13 protein-coding genes and 1 riboswitch are annotated in these 13889 nt (G+C 60.6%); of the genes, 12 read left to right on the top strand and 1 reads right to left on the bottom strand.

The genetic code is table 11. The features are described from left to right. Positions 1 to 22 precede the first annotated feature (22 nt). The gene (locus tag OU789_RS14790) at positions 23 to 1213 is read right to left on the bottom strand and encodes a M20 metallopeptidase family protein (protein ID WP_274656351.1); all 1191 of its coding nucleotides are present in this window, start codon (positions 1211 to 1213) and stop codon (positions 23 to 25) included. Positions 1214 to 1358: 145 nt separating this feature from the next. Here OU789_RS14790 and OU789_RS14785 point away from each other — a divergent pair, with 145 nt between their 5' ends. From OU789_RS14785 to OU789_RS14730, 12 genes are all read left to right on the top strand, one after another. Further along, positions 1359 to 1847, top strand: coding sequence for a MarR family winged helix-turn-helix transcriptional regulator (locus tag OU789_RS14785; protein WP_274656349.1), 489 nt, complete (start codon positions 1359 to 1361; stop codon positions 1845 to 1847). A 49-nt stretch (positions 1848 to 1896) separates the two neighbouring features. Continuing rightward, positions 1897 to 1981: riboswitch (glycine riboswitch) on the top strand. A gap of 98 nt (positions 1982 to 2079) precedes the next feature. Further along, on the top strand, positions 2080 to 3363 hold the full coding sequence (locus tag OU789_RS14780; RefSeq protein ID WP_274656348.1) for a D-amino acid dehydrogenase: 1284 nt from the start codon (positions 2080 to 2082) through the stop codon (positions 3361 to 3363). Further along, positions 3363 to 4316 carry a beta-hydroxyaspartate dehydratase BhcB gene (bhcB, locus tag OU789_RS14775; RefSeq protein WP_274656554.1) on the top strand — a complete coding sequence of 318 codons (954 nt, stop codon included), beginning with the start codon at positions 3363 to 3365 and terminating at the stop codon, positions 4314 to 4316. The genes OU789_RS14780 and bhcB overlap by 1 nt, the downstream gene beginning before the upstream one ends. Positions 4317 to 4330: 14 nt before the next feature. After that, positions 4331 to 5497, top strand: coding sequence for a 3-hydroxy-D-aspartate aldolase BhcC (gene bhcC, locus OU789_RS14770; protein WP_274656346.1), 1167 nt, complete (start codon positions 4331 to 4333; stop codon positions 5495 to 5497). A gap of 69 nt (positions 5498 to 5566) precedes the next feature. Continuing rightward, on the top strand, positions 5567 to 6532 hold the full coding sequence (gene bhcD / locus OU789_RS14765; RefSeq protein WP_274656345.1) for an iminosuccinate reductase BhcD: 966 nt from the start codon (positions 5567 to 5569) through the stop codon (positions 6530 to 6532). Positions 6533 to 6722: 190 nt separating this feature from the next. Further along, positions 6723 to 7871 carry a muconate cycloisomerase family protein gene (locus OU789_RS14760; RefSeq protein ID WP_274656344.1) on the top strand — a complete coding sequence of 383 codons (1149 nt, stop codon included), beginning with the start codon at positions 6723 to 6725 and terminating at the stop codon, positions 7869 to 7871. A 73-nt stretch (positions 7872 to 7944) separates the two neighbouring features. Beyond that, on the top strand, positions 7945 to 9333 hold the full coding sequence (gene benA, locus OU789_RS14755) for a benzoate 1,2-dioxygenase large subunit (protein WP_274656343.1): 1389 nt from the start codon (positions 7945 to 7947) through the stop codon (positions 9331 to 9333). A 12-nt stretch (positions 9334 to 9345) separates the two neighbouring features. Next, positions 9346 to 9870, top strand: coding sequence for a benzoate 1,2-dioxygenase small subunit (gene benB, locus OU789_RS14750; RefSeq protein ID WP_274656342.1), 525 nt, complete (start codon positions 9346 to 9348; stop codon positions 9868 to 9870). Between the two features lie 72 nt (positions 9871 to 9942). After that, positions 9943 to 10965 (top strand): benzoate 1,2-dioxygenase electron transfer component BenC, encoded by a 1023-nt coding sequence (gene benC, locus OU789_RS14745; protein ID WP_274656340.1) that lies wholly within the window; start codon positions 9943 to 9945, stop codon positions 10963 to 10965. After that, a complete protein-coding gene (gene benD, locus OU789_RS14740; RefSeq protein ID WP_274656338.1) occupies positions 10962 to 11741 on the top strand; it encodes a benzoate diol dehydrogenase BenD in 780 nt (259 codons plus the stop codon). The genes benC and benD overlap by 4 nt, the downstream gene beginning before the upstream one ends. Before the next feature lie 41 nt (positions 11742 to 11782). Then, the gene (locus OU789_RS14735) at positions 11783 to 12958 is read left to right on the top strand and encodes an ABC transporter substrate-binding protein (protein WP_274656336.1); all 1176 of its coding nucleotides are present in this window, start codon (positions 11783 to 11785) and stop codon (positions 12956 to 12958) included. Positions 12959 to 13018: 60 nt separating this feature from the next. Next, entirely contained in the window at positions 13019 to 13888 is an 870-nt protein-coding gene (locus OU789_RS14730) for a branched-chain amino acid ABC transporter permease (protein ID WP_274656334.1), read from the top strand. Position 13889: the final 1 nt, after the last annotated feature.

Genomic DNA, 13889 nt, shown 5'->3' with positions numbered 1-13889 from the left:
CCTCCCTTGGATGATATCTGGTTCAGGTCAGTTGGTGAGAGTTGAGCGTTGCGCTCGTGCGGTGCTTTGCCAGGTCGGCAAAGATGGCGGCTCCGACAGGAATGATATCCTTGTCGAAGACGAATTCCGGGTGGTGAGGCGCGTGACCGCCTTGTCCGATGAAGAAATATGCGCCTGGGACAATGGCTGAGAGCTCGGAGAAGTCCTCGGACGCCATGAGGCTGCGAGCGTTCTCGGTGACGCGCTCTGACCCAGCGACCCGCGTTGCCGCAGCCACGGCCGCGGCGACGCAGGTGGGATTATTCAGCGTAACGGGCACCATGCTGGTGACATCGATCTCGATGAGCACGCCAAAGAGCAGCTCGGCCGCGCGCACGGCGTCCTGCAGCAAATCGGCCAGCGTATCGCGCACCTCGGTCGCCGTCGTGCGCATTGTCCCTTCGATCCGGACTGTATCGGGCAGGATATTGCGGGCCGTGCCGCCTTGGATCAGGCCAATGGAAATCACGCCTGTGTGGCGTGCGTCAAAGCTGCGCGTGGCGGCCTGCTGAACGGATGAGATCAGATGGGCGGCCGCTGCAATGGCATCCTGCCCAGTATGCGGCATCGACCCATGCGCACCTTGCGCTCGGATCGTGATATCGATGTTGTCCGCAGAAGACAGAGCCGCTGTCGTCGGCACGCCGACCTGACCAGCGGGCAGGTCAGGTGAGTTGTGCAAGGCGTAGATCTCATCGCAGGGGAACCGCTCGAAGAGGTCGTCTGCGATCATTGCGCGTGCACCGGTGAGGAGTTCTTCTGCAGGCTGGAAGATGAAGCGAATTGTACCGTCGAAATCCCGATGCGCCGCGAGATAGGCGGCGGCGGTCAGTGCGGTGACCATGTGTCCGTCATGCCCGCAGCCGTGAAATCGGGTGGGAATTTCGGACGCGTAGCCGACCGAGGCTTTCTCCTGCATCGGTAGGCCATCAAGTTCTGCCCGAAAGGCGATACAACGTCCGGGCGCTTCAGGTGACGCATCTTGACCATGCAAGGTCCCGACGACGCCCGTGCCGCCGATGCCAGTCACTACAGTGTAACCGAGGTCGGTCAACCGCTCCGCGACAAAGGCCGCCGTCCGCACCTCTTCGAAGCCGATTTCCGGGTGGCGATGCAGGGTCTGCAGCCATTCTTGTGACGTATTGCGGTGAGTCTCGTACCAGGTGGGAAACATCTTCGCGGGCTCCAATTCATCTCAACGTGAGAATATTGCACGGAGATACTTGTCCGGCAAGATAGTTTCTTGTTAAGACTATTTCGTGTAGAAATCAGGGTAAGACGTGATACCTTTTTGGTATCGACGACAGGAGAAGCGGATCGTGCAGACCGACAAGACATTCAAGAATGAGCGCCTGACGTACAGATTGAACATCGTCGCCCAGGAAGCGATCCAGGCCAATGACGAGATTTTCCTGCGAGAGACGGGATGCCGGATCCGCGATTTGCGGGTGTTACGTTTGATCGATGATCGGCCGGGCACGACTTTCGCAGAAATCGCGAAAATAACAGGTTTCGACCGAAGTTTGACGTCGAGAATCATCCAGAACTTGATCGGTGCAGGTTTGATCGAGCGAGAAAACTCGACCGAAGACGCGCGGGTGTTCCTGCTCTCCACGACGCCAAAGGGCAAGGACGTTCGCCAAGTGGCACGCCGTTTGTCTGATCGTCTGGAGGTGATCCTGACGGACCCGCTCTCGTCACAGGAGATGCGGGCGTTCAACGAAATCCTCGCCCGCCTTGGGGCTTGGGTGACCTCGGAAGACTACCGAGATGCTCTCGCCAAAGAACCACAAAAAGATGCAGTCTAAAATAGTCTTGACGTGAAACTAATATCTGTTTAGAGCATATACAGCCTACCAAGCTGTCACAGGAGAGGCCGATCACTCGGCGCCGAAGGAGCAACCCCCCGGAACCTCTCAGGCAAAAGGACTGTGATTAGCGCGGCGATCTGAAGCGCGCTGTGGAGCCTCCGCATCCCGCGACAGAGGGGATTGGACCTGTCATCCGGCAGGACGAAACCTTGGGTCGCGGGAGGATGCCATGACCAGAATTGCCGTAATCGGCGCCGGGATCACCGGCGTAACAACAGCCTCGAGCCTGATGGACCGGGGCTATGACGTCACCTTGTTCGATCGCAATCGTTATGCCGCGATGCAGACATCTTTCGCCAATGGCGGGCAGTTGTCCGCATCGAATGCCGAAACCTGGAACCGTTGGTCCACGGTTTTCAAGGGCATGAAATGGATGATGACGCGGGGCGCGCCGCTTCTCGTTAACCCCAAGCCGAGCTGGCACAAATACAGTTGGATGGCCGAGTTCGTGGCGTCGATCCCGCAGTACCGGGCGAACACCGTCGAGACGACGCGCATGGCGATTGCCGCGCGGGGTCTGTTGCGGGAAAAGGCGGAGCGGCATGGGTTCGATTTCAACTGCGAGAACCGTGGCATACTGCACATCTATACGACCAAGGCAGAGTTCGATCACGCGACCGAGGTCAATGAGCTGCTTGCCGAAGGCGGGCTCGAGCGCCGCGCGGTGGCACCCGAAGAGGTCCGCCAGATCGAGCCGGCGCTGAGCGGCGATTTCTACGGCGGCTACTACACCGAGAGCGATTTCACCGGCGACATTCACCGCTACACGACGGGTCTTGCCAAATCCATCGAGAAAGCTGGGGCGGTTCTGCGCTTCGGCACTGATGTCGATGCGCTGAAAGCAGACAAGAACGAGGTGCGCCTGACCTGGAGTCGGAACAACGAAAGCCAGACCGAAACCTTCGATGCCATCGTCGTTTGTGCGGGTGTCGAAAGCCGAGGCCTAGCGGCGCAGCTTGGCGACCGGGTGAATGTCTATCCGGTCAAAGGCTATTCGATCACCGTTCGTCTCGATGACGAGGAAAGCCAGCAGTCCGCGCCCTGGATCAGCTTGCTCGATGACGAGGCCAAGGTCGTGACCAGTCGTCTGGGCAAAGACCGGTTCCGCATCGCCGGCACGGCGGAGTTCAACGGGTATAACCTCGATATTCGCGACGACCGGGTACGCCCGTTGGTGAAGTGGTGCGAACGGTTCTTCCCCGGTGTGAGCACCGAACACGCCATCCCATGGGCGGGTCTTCGTCCGATGATGCCGAACATGATGCCGAAGGTCGGGCAGGGCGTCCGCGACCGGGTGTTCTACAACACCGGACACGGGCATCTTGGCTGGACCCTGTCTGCCGTTACCGCCGAAATGGTGGCCGAGAAGGTTGCGGAGTCGCGGACCGTCAATAGTGCAGGCACCGTGATCTCAGGCGCCACGGCCCCTCTGCAAGAGCAAGGAACAGTATGATGTACGTGCCCACCTACGACGACATGCTCGCTGCACATGTCCGGATCGCCCCGCACATTCGGCGCACGCCGGTGCGGACATCGGACTATCTGAGCGAACTGGCGGGTTGCGAGCTGTTCTTCAAATGCGAAAACTTTCAGGAACCGGGAGCCTTCAAGGTGCGCGGGGCCACGAACGCGGTCTTTGGCCTGGATGAGGATCAGGCCGCCAAAGGGGTCGCAACGCATTCGAGCGGCAACCATGCTTCGTGCCTGTCCTACGCCGCCATGTTGCGTGGCATCCCCTGCAACGTGGTCATGCCGCGCACCGCGCCGCAGGCGAAGAAAGACACAGTGAGGCGCTATGGCGGTGTGATCACCGAATGTGAGCCCTCCACAACCTCGCGCGAAGCGACCTTTGCCGAGGTGCAGGCCGCGACGGGCGGCGATTTTGTCCATCCTTACAACGATCCGCGCGTGATCGGGGGGCAGGGCACCTGTTCCAAGGAGTTCATGGAGCAGACCGACGGGCTGGATATGGTGGTGGCACCCATCGGAGGCGGCGGGATGATCTCGGGCACCTGCCTGACGCTGTCGACGCTGGCCCCGGAGACCAAAGTGATTGCCGCCGAACCCGAGCAGGCCGACGACGCCTATCGCAGCTTCAAGGCGGGTCACATCATTGCCGATGATGCGCCGAAGACGATCGCTGACGGTCTGCTTGTGCCGCTCAAGGATCTGACATGGCATTTCGTGTCGAACCACGTGTCCGAGATCTACACCGCCTCGGAACAGGAAATCGTCGATGCGATGAAGCTGATCTGGAAGCACCTGCGCATCGTGATGGAACCCTCGAGCGCCGTGCCGCTCGCCACCATTCTCAAGAATCCCGACGCCTTCAAAGGTAAGCGCGTCGGCGTGATCATCACCGGCGGCAACGTCGATCTGGACAAACTGCCCTGGATGCAGGGCTGAAAAGGAGAATTCTCATGAAAGACATGATTGACCTGGACGCCTACGAGGTTGGTTTCGACATTCCCGCCAAGCCGGGCATGGATGCAGACTTTATCCAAACGCCTGCTCTGGTGCTGGATCTCGACGCGCTCGAGCGCAACATCAAGAAGATGGGCGACTATGCCAAGGCGCACGGCATGCGGCATCGCGCGCACGGCAAGATGCACAAATCCGTCGACGTGTTGAAGCTGCAGATGGAGCTGGGTGGCGCCATTGGCGTCTGCTGCCAGAAGGTGTCCGAGGCCGAGGTGTTCGCCCGCGCGGGTATCAAGGAAATCCTCGTGTCCAACCAAGTCCGGAACCCGGGCAAGATCGAGAGACTGGTGCAACTGCCCAAGCTGAGCGGTGGCGAGGTGATCGTCTGTGTCGATGACGTCGCCAACGTGGCGGACCTGTCGGCGGCTGCCGTTAAGGCAGGCACCCAACTGGGTGTCTTCGTGGAAATCGACTGCGGTGCCGGACGCTGCGGCGTGACCACAACACCGGCGGTGGTAGAGATCGCCAAGGCGGCCGTTGCGGCGGACAACCTGACCTATCGCGGCATTCAGGCGTATCAGGGCGCAATGCAGCACATGGACAGTTTCGAAGACCGCAAGGCCAAGATCGACGCAGCGATTGCCCAGGTGCAGGACGCGGTCGACGCGCTGAAAGCCGAAGGGATCGAAACCGATTTGGTATCAGGCGGTGGCACGGGGTCCTACTACTTCGAGTCGAATTCGGGTCTCTACAATGAATTGCAGTGCGGGTCGTATGCCTTCATGGATGCCGACTATGGCCGTATCCTCGATCACGAGGGCAAGCGCATCGATGCGGGCGAATGGGAAAACGCCTTCTTCATCCTGACCTCCGTCATGAGCCACGCCAAGGCCGACAAGGCGATCTGCGACGCAGGCCTCAAGGCGCAATCGGTCGACAGCGGTCTGCCGTTCATTTATGGGCGCGACGACGTCGAATACGTCAAGTGCTCGGACGAGCACGGCGTGATTGCCGACCCGAATGGCGTCTTGAAGGTCAATGAGAAGCTCAAGCTCGTGCCCGGCCACTGCGACCCGACCGCAAATGTGCATGACTGGTATGTCGGTGTGCGGAACGGCAAGGTCGAAAGCGTCTGGCCGGTCTCGGCCCGCGGCCGCGCCTACTGATCCAATCTTGAAACATCGTACCCTGTCCGGCTTTCATCCGGGCGGGGCCAAATTCCTTGGAGCCTGACCATGCTGATTGTCCCCGAACGAGAAATTGCCGACTTGATGACCCAAAAGGCGGCTTTCGACGCGGTAGAGCAGGTCTTTGCCGCCATGGCGTCGGGAGATGCCTACAACTTCCCTGTGGTGCGCGAAGCAATCGGGCATGAGGACGCGCTTTATGGGTTCAAGGGCGGGTTTGACCGGGCCGGGCTGACGCTGGGCCTAAAGGCCGGCGGCTACTGGCCCAACAATCTGGAAAAGCGCGGGCTGATCAACCATCAGTCGACAGTGTTCCTATTCGATCCCGATACGGGCAAACCGTCTGCCATGGTGGGCGGGAACCTACTAACCGCCTTGCGCACGGCGGCGGCGTCCTCGGTGTCGATCAAGCACCTGGCACGCAAGGACGCAAAGGTCATCGGCATGATCGGCGCGGGCCATCAGGCCACGTTCCAACTCCGCGCCGCTTTGGAACAGCGCGCCTTCGAGAAGGTCATCGGCTGGAATTATCACCCCGAGATGCTGCCCAACCTAGCCAAGGTCGCCGAAGAGGTCGGCGTGCCGTTCGAGGCTGTCGATCTGCCCGGAATGGATGAGGCGGATGTCATTATTTCGATCACTTCGGCCTTCTCGCCGTCCCTTGTGGCGGATCACGTCAGTCCCGGTACGCACCTTGCCTGTATGGGGACCGATACGAAGGGCAAACAAGAGGTCGAGGCCGGACTTCTGGCCCGCGCCTCCGTCTTCACCGACGAGGTCGCGCAATCCATCAGCATCGGCGAAGCGCAGCATGCTATCGCTGAAGGACTGATCAGGGAAAGTGACATTGCTCAGCTGGGCGCCGTGATCAACGGCAGCCATCCGGGCCGCACGTCGGACGATCAGATCACTTTGTTCGACGGTACCGGCGTTGGTTTGCAGGACCTTGCTGTTGCCGCGGCGGTCGTCGATCTGGCAGTCGAGCGTGGCGTCGCCGTCGAGGTCGATTTCTAATCAGTAGTCATCCACGTAAATGATCCGTCGCAGGCGTCACGATTTGTGGCGCCTGTTTTCGTTTGAGAGGTTCCGCCGGGCGCGTCGTGTCTCGTCAGGGTATCACCCAAGACCTCCCCAATCATCGACAGAATCCGCCTCCAGCGGGCAATCTACAGCCAATGGAAACCTGTAGATGTGGTGAGCCCCAGTGACCAAGATTGACCAGATCGAGACCCTGATCCTCGACATCCCAACCATTCGTGGTCACGTGCTTTCGATGGCCACGATGCGCACGCAAACTGCCGTGCTGGTCAGGGTCACGTTCTCGGACGGCTCCGAAGGCATCGGCGAGGGCACGACGATTGGCGGCCTTAGCTACGGTCCGGAAAGCCCTGAAGGCATCCAGTCAGCGATCGAGACCTATATCGCGCCTGCGCTGATTGGTCGAAACGGCGACGATGTGAATGGTGCGATCCAGCTGATCGACAAGCTGGTGAAAGGCAACCGCATCGCCAAGACAGCCGTCGAGATCGCCCTCTGGGACGGGCTGGGCAAGCGCTTGGGCGTGCCGGTGTCGCAACTTTTTGGCGGGGCCGTGCACGAGCGTCTACCGGTCGCCTGGACGCTGGCCTCGGGCAATTCCGAGACCGACATCGCCGAAGCCCAGGAGATGATCGAAACCCGCCGCCACAACATCTTCAAGTTGAAGATCGGCAAGCGGTCTGTCCGCGAGGACGTGGCGCATGTGGCGCGGATCAAAGAGGCCCTTGGTGACGCTGCCAGCGTGCGCGTCGATGTGAACACTGCGTGGTCCGTGCAGGACGCACGTTGGGGACTGAAGGGCTTGCAAGAGGCAGGGTGCGAGCTGGTCGAACAGCCGGTGCCCGCCCGCTATCGCCGCGCCATGGCGGAACTCGCTAAAGGCTATGAAATCGCCGTGATGGCTGACGAGGCGCTGAATGGTCCCGAAGACGCCTTGGAAGTCGCATCAGTGCGCGGGGCGGATGTTTTTGCGGTCAAGATTGGGCAGTCGGGCGGGCTCAAGCGCGCATCGGAAGTCATCGCCATCGGTCAGGCGGCAGGGCTGGGCCTTTACGGCGGTACGATGCTGGAAACCGGTCTGAGCACTGCTGCGGCCCTGCAGTTGTTTTCGACTGTCGAAGATCTGGCATGGGGCACCGAGCTGTTCGGCCCGCTTTTGCTGACCGAAGACATTCTGGCCGAGCCGATCATCTACCGCGATTTCTGTGTCGAGATCCCCAAAGGCATCGGCATCGGCGCAACGCTCGACCAGGACAAGATCAATTTCTTCCGCCGCGATGGCGGTCGGACCATGAAAGCCGTCGCCGGCGAATAGGCCCGCGACACGGATATCAAACCCAGCCAAAGCGCGTGCCAAAGCGCCAAGGCAGTCAGGAGGAGGACCAACAATGTTCACCCAATCCAATCTCGACGAATTCGAAGCGCGGCTCGACGGCGCGATCCAGGACGACCCGGAAAACGGCGTCTTTCGGTGCCGCCGGGACATCTTCACCGACGAAGAGCTGTTCGAGCTTGAGATCAAGCACATCTTTGAAGGCAACTGGATCTACATGGCGCATGAAAGCCAGATCCCAAACCCGGGTGACTACTTCACCCTGACCATGGGTCGTACGCCCGTCGTCATCACCCGCGACAAGGACGGCGAGCTGCACGCGCTGGTCAATGCCTGTTCGCATCGTGGCGCGCAGCTGTGCCGCTTCAAGCGTCGCAACCAGAAGACCTTCACCTGCCCGTTCCACGGCTGGACCTTTTCCAACACCGGCAAGCTTCTGAAAGTCAAAGACCCCAAGGGCGCAGGCTACCCGGAGCAGTTTAATCAGGATGGCAGCCATGACCTGACCAAGGTCGCTCGGTTCGAAAACTATCGCGGGTTCCTGTTTGGCTCGCTCAATGCGGATGTGAAGCCGCTGGAAGAGTACCTTGGCGAAGCGCGCAAGATGATCGACATGATCGTCGATCAGGCCGATGAAGGCCTCGAAGTGCTGCGCGGGTCCTCGACCTACACCTATGACGGCAACTGGAAGCTGCAGGCCGAAAACGGCGCTGATGGCTACCACGTCTCGGCCGTGCACTGGAACTACGTGGCCACGACGGCGCACCGTACCGACGACGGCAAGGAAGACAACATCAAGGCGACTGACGCGTCCAAATGGGCGAAGCAGCGCGGCGGCTTTCATGCCTACGAGAACGGTCACATCCTGCTCTGGACCGAATGGGCCGACCCGACCAACCGCCCCGGCTATCCGCGTCTGGAGGAATGGACGGAGACCTACGGCAAGACCAAGGCCGAATGGATGGTGGGAGTGCTGCGCAACCTCTGCCTCTATCCCAACGTCTTCCTGATGGACCAGTTCTCCAGCCAGATCCGCGTCTTCCGGCCCGTCTCGGTCGACAAGACCGAGGTCACGATCTACTGCATCGCGCCGAAGGGCGAGAGCCAGGAAGCCCGCACCCGCCGCATTCGGCAGTACGAGGACTTCTTCAACGCTTCGGGTATGGCGACACCGGACGACACCGAGGAATTCCGGGCCACGCAGCGTGGCTACGCAGGCGCATCGCACGCGAAGTGGAATGACCTGACACGCGGTGCGACCCAATGGATCGAAGGCCCGGATGAGGACGCCAAGGCCCTGGGCATCAACCCGGTTCTGTCCGGTGCCCGCACCGAAGACGAAGGTCTCTTCGTCATTCAACACAGCAATTGGTCCGAGCGGATGGGTGAAGCCATCGCCAAGGAACGCGAAACCGCGCCTGCAGCGCGTGTCGCAGCCGAGTGAGGAGGAAAGAACATGACAACTGCAACTCTTGAACGCCCTGCAACCGAAGCGATGAGCTTCGAAGACATCCAGGCCTTCCTCTTCGCGGAGGCCCGCGCTCTGGACGACCGCGACTGGGACACCTGGCTGACATTCTACCACAAGGACTGTCCGTTTTGGATGCCCACGTGGGATGACTTCGACACGCTGACGGAGGATCCGCAGAACGAGATGTCCTTGATGTACTACCCCAACAAGCAGGGCATCGAGGACCGCGTATTCCGGATCAAGACCGACCGGTCGTCGGCGACCTCACTGCCGGAGCCGCGCACGAACCATTACCTGTCGGGCATCGAAGTGCTGAGCCGTGAAGGCAGCGAAATCAAGCTGCGCTTCAACTGGCAAACGCTGAGCTACCGCTACGCCGAGACCGATACCCACTGGGGCACGTCGTTCTACACGATCGACACCAGCGGGCCAAAGCCGCTGATCACCGACAAGAAGGTGGTCTTGAAGAACGATCACATTCACCACGTGATCGACGTCTATCACGTCTGATCCCCGTTCTCCGGGAGACTGAAAACCTCCGCGCATCCACGTCAGGGTGCGCGGCCAAGGGAGGAGCATGCCATGACGACCTACAACGTTGCCCTGAATTTCGAAGATGGCGTCACGCGCGTCATCCAGTGCGATGACGATGAGAAGGTGACCGATGCGGCCTTTCGTCAGAAGATCAACCTGCCGATGGATTGTCGGGATGGCGTCTGCGGCACCTGCAAGTGCTTCGTCGAGAAGGGCGAGTACGAGCTGGAATTTTACATGGACGAGTCGATGAGCGACGAGGAGGCCGAACAGGGCTATGCGCTCACCTGCCAGATGACCCCGGAAAGCGACTGCGTCGTGCGCGTCCCGGCCTCGTCCGCCATCTGCAAGACCGCGCCCGAGGCCGTGGAGGCCGAAGTGCAGGGCGTTGACAAACTTTCCGAGACGTCCTTCGGGCTTCGGGTGAAGTTGGCCAAGCCGATCAACTTCCTCCCGGGCCAGTATGTGAACCTGACAGTCCCAGGCACGGACAAGCACCGGTCCTATTCCTTCTCCTCCGCGCCAGGCGCGCAAGAGGCCACTTTCCTGATCCGCAACCTGCCCGGCGGTGTCATGAGCACTTATCTTGGCGAGCAGGCGAAACCCGGCGACGCTCTGACTGCAACCGGTCCCATGGGTGCCTTTTACCTGAGGCCAATCGAGCGCACGCAGGTTTGGCTCGCCGGTGGCACCGGTCTAGCGCCGTTCCTCTCGATGCTGGAACAGGTGGCTGAGCAGGGAGCAGAGCACCCGATCACGCTCTACTACGCCGTGACCCGCGCCGCTGACCTCGTGGAACTGGACCGCGTCAACGCGCTTGCTGAAAAGATCGGCAACGTCACCGTGATCACCATTCTAGCCGCCGAAGAAGACGCGCATGAGCGCAAGGGTTTCGTGACCGATCACCTCAGCGGCGATGACCTGCATGACGGGGATTGCGACGTCTACCTGTGCGGGCCGCCGCCGATGGTCGATGCAGTGCGCGCGCATTTCGGGAAACTGGGCGTTGAGCCCGCGAATTTCTACTACGAGAAATTCAACCCCACCGAAGAGAAGGCCGAAGCGGCATGACACGCCGTTTCGATGAAAAGGTGATGGTCGTCACCGGCGCGGCACAGGGTATCGGCCGCCGCGTCGCCGAACGAGCGGCCAGCGAGGGGGCGCGGGTTCTGATCGTGGACCGCTCGCCCGCGCGCAAAGACGTCGTCGCGGCGATCCGCGAAAATGGGGGAGAGGTCGAGGCGATCTCGGTCAACCTCGAGACCTGGAGCGGCTGCGAAAAGGCGATGCAAAAGGCCTGTGACCTTTGGGGCCGTATCGACATCCTGATCAACAACGTCGGTGGTACGATCTGGGCCAAACCCTTTGAGCATTACGAGCCCAAGCAAATCGACGCAGAAGTGCGTCGTTCGCTATTCCCGACGCTCTACTGCTGCCGCGCCGCCATTGAGCGGATGCTGCCGCAAGGCTCTGGTACAATCGTTAATGTTTCGTCCATTGCGACCCGCGGACTAAACCGCGTGCCCTACGCAGCAGCGAAGGGCGGCGTGAACGCACTCACTGCAAGCCTGGCTTGGGAAGTCGCCGAATGCGGCATTCGAGTGGTTGCAACCGCTCCGGGCGGAACCGAAGCACCGCCACGGGTCGTGCCGCGCAACCCCAACGCTGAAGAAGAACAACGCGAGGACTGGTACCAGACCATCGTCGACCAGACGATCCAGTCCTCGTTCATGAAACGATACGGAACGCTCGACGAGCAGGCAGGTCCCATCCTGTTCCTGGCGTCGGACGAGGCCTCCTACATCACCGGTGTCACCGTTCCGGTGGGTGGGGGCGACTTAGGATAGGCCCTGAGGAGGGGTCGTTAACCAACTGGAGGAGATCCAAAATGAAACGCACTATCCTGGCGGCCCTCGGGCTCGCCACCAGCTTCGCTGTGCCTGCTGTTGCCGAAGAAGACATCAAGGTGGGGCTTCTGCTCCCTTTCTCGGGCGTCTACGCGTCGCTCGGCAATGAAATCGAGACCGGATTCAACCTCGGTCTGCAACAGTTCGGTTCCGAGGCCGGTGTCACCTTCGAGATCGCCCGTGAAGACACCGAGGTAAAGCCGCCTGTCGCGCTTGGAAAGGCCAAGAAACTGATCCTGCAGGACCAGGTCGATGTGATGGTCGGGATCGTCAGTTCCGGTGTTCTGGGTGCGGTGCGCGACATGGTGCATGGCGCAGGTGTGCCGCTGATCGTGGCCAATGCCGGCAATGACGAGGCCACCGGTGCCTCCTGCTCGCCTTTCATCACGCGGATGTCGTTTTCCAATGGCCAGATCAACCGTCCGATGGGCACCTGGATGGCCGAGCAGGGTGTGAAAAAGGTGTTCACGCTTGCGCCTGACTATGCTGCCGGTCGCCAGATGATCGACGCCTTCACCGAGACCTTCACCGCCGCAGGCGGCGAGATCGTCGGGCAGGAATTCACGCCGTTCCAAAAGACGCAAGACTTCGGTCCCTATCTCGCCCAGGCCAAGGCCAGCGGTGCTGATGCGGTCTACGTTTTCTATGCAGGCGGCGAGGCGATTTCCTTCGTCAAGCAATATGACAGCTTTGGCCTGAAGGCAGACCTTCCCCTTTATGGCTCGGGCTTCCTGACCTCGCCGCTTTACGTGAACGCGCAGGGCGAGGCCGCCGAAGGCGTCATTACGGCGCTTCACTACGCGCCGACCATCGACAGCGAGGCGAACGCTGCTTTCGTGGCTGCGTTCACCGAGGAAACCGGCCGCGCTCCATCGGAATTTGCTGTTCAAGGTTATGATGCTGCTCGCGCGTTGATTGAGGCGACAAAAACCGGCGCAAACGACCGTGCATCTTTGGCGACTGCCCTGCGCCAGGTCAGCTTTGAGGGACCGCGCGGTCAGCTCTCCATCGACCCCGCAACCAACAACATCATTCAGCCCGTCTATGTCTACGAAACCGTCTCTGGTGAAGGTGGGCTGACGCAGAAGGTCCTGGCTCAGCTTCCCGCGGAAGCCGACGCGACCAATGGCTGCGAGATGGCACCCGTCTCCAACTGACAAAACTGTCCCGGCCGCTCGCCTGCGGTCGGGACATAACGTCCGGGGAGGACTTAGCTCATGGCACATGATCTTGGATTCTGGACGCTTCAGGCGCTTAACGCCCTGCAATTGTCCATGCTTCTGTTTCTTCTTTCCATCGGCCTGACGGTCATTTTCGGGTTGATGCACTTCGTGAACCTCGCGCACGGCTCGCTTTATGCTCTTGGCGCGTATTTCGCTGCCTCGCTGGCTGCCGTGGGCGGCTACTGGATGGGGTTCTTTCTGGCGCCCGTGGCGGTCGCCGGGGTGGGGATCCTCCTCTATTCCGGCCTCATCAAGCGCATGCGGAAATCGGGGCCCATGGCACAGGTTCTTGTCACCTTCGGGCTGATCTTTGTCCTGCTCGATCTAACACGCATCTTCTGGGGTGATCTGGCTCTCGCCATCGACGTACCAAGCCTTCTGGACGGACGTCTGACCTTCCTTGGCGTCGAGTATCCGACCTACCGGTTATTCATCATCGTTCTGGGTCTCGCCATCTTCGGCGCACTGGCCTTCGTGCTCAGCCGAACCCAGATTGGCGCGATGATCCGAGCCGGTGTCGATAACGATGCCATGGCAGCCTGTCTGGGCATCAATGTGGAACGGCTGTTTTTCATCGTCTTCTGTGTGGGCTGTGCCCTTGCAGGCCTGGCCGGGGCCGTCGCGGCACCGCTTCTCAGTGTTACGCCCGACATGGGTCTGCAGATCCTGATCCCGACGTTAATCGTGATCGTGATCGGTGGTCTCGGCTCCCTCAAGGGCGCCATCGCGGGATCACTGATCTACGGCTTTGTGCAGACTTTCGGTGCGGTTCTGGCCCCGCAACTGGCCTCTGTTCTCATCTACGCGCTATTGGCTGCGGTCCTTGTGATCAAGCCAGAAGGCCTCTTTCCAGCGAAAGGATAAG

The sequence above is a fragment of the Halocynthiibacter sp. C4 genome, assembly GCF_028823805.1.
Taxonomy (GTDB): Bacteria; Pseudomonadota; Alphaproteobacteria; order Rhodobacterales; family Rhodobacteraceae; genus Falsihalocynthiibacter; species Falsihalocynthiibacter halioticoli.
Note: the sequence above shows the minus strand (reverse complement) of the source record. Positions and strands in the feature narration are given on the sequence as shown.

Coding starts and splice junctions, on each gene's coding strand:
- OU789_RS14790 (WP_274656351.1), bottom strand. CDS start 1,213: ATGTTTCCCACCTGGTACGAGACTCACCGCAATACGTCACAAGAATGG.
- OU789_RS14780 (WP_274656348.1), top strand. CDS start 2,080: ATGACCAGAATTGCCGTAATCGGCGCCGGGATCACCGGCGTAACAACA.
- bhcB (WP_274656554.1), top strand. CDS start 3,363: ATGTACGTGCCCACCTACGACGACATGCTCGCTGCACATGTCCGGATC.
- bhcC (WP_274656346.1), top strand. CDS start 4,331: ATGAAAGACATGATTGACCTGGACGCCTACGAGGTTGGTTTCGACATT.
- bhcD (WP_274656345.1), top strand. CDS start 5,567: ATGCTGATTGTCCCCGAACGAGAAATTGCCGACTTGATGACCCAAAAG.
- benA (WP_274656343.1), top strand. CDS start 7,945: ATGTTCACCCAATCCAATCTCGACGAATTCGAAGCGCGGCTCGACGGC.
- benB (WP_274656342.1), top strand. CDS start 9,346: ATGACAACTGCAACTCTTGAACGCCCTGCAACCGAAGCGATGAGCTTC.
- benC (WP_274656340.1), top strand. CDS start 9,943: ATGACGACCTACAACGTTGCCCTGAATTTCGAAGATGGCGTCACGCGC.
- benD (WP_274656338.1), top strand. CDS start 10,962: ATGACACGCCGTTTCGATGAAAAGGTGATGGTCGTCACCGGCGCGGCA.
- OU789_RS14735 (WP_274656336.1), top strand. CDS start 11,783: ATGAAACGCACTATCCTGGCGGCCCTCGGGCTCGCCACCAGCTTCGCT.
- OU789_RS14730 (WP_274656334.1), top strand. CDS start 13,019: ATGGCACATGATCTTGGATTCTGGACGCTTCAGGCGCTTAACGCCCTG.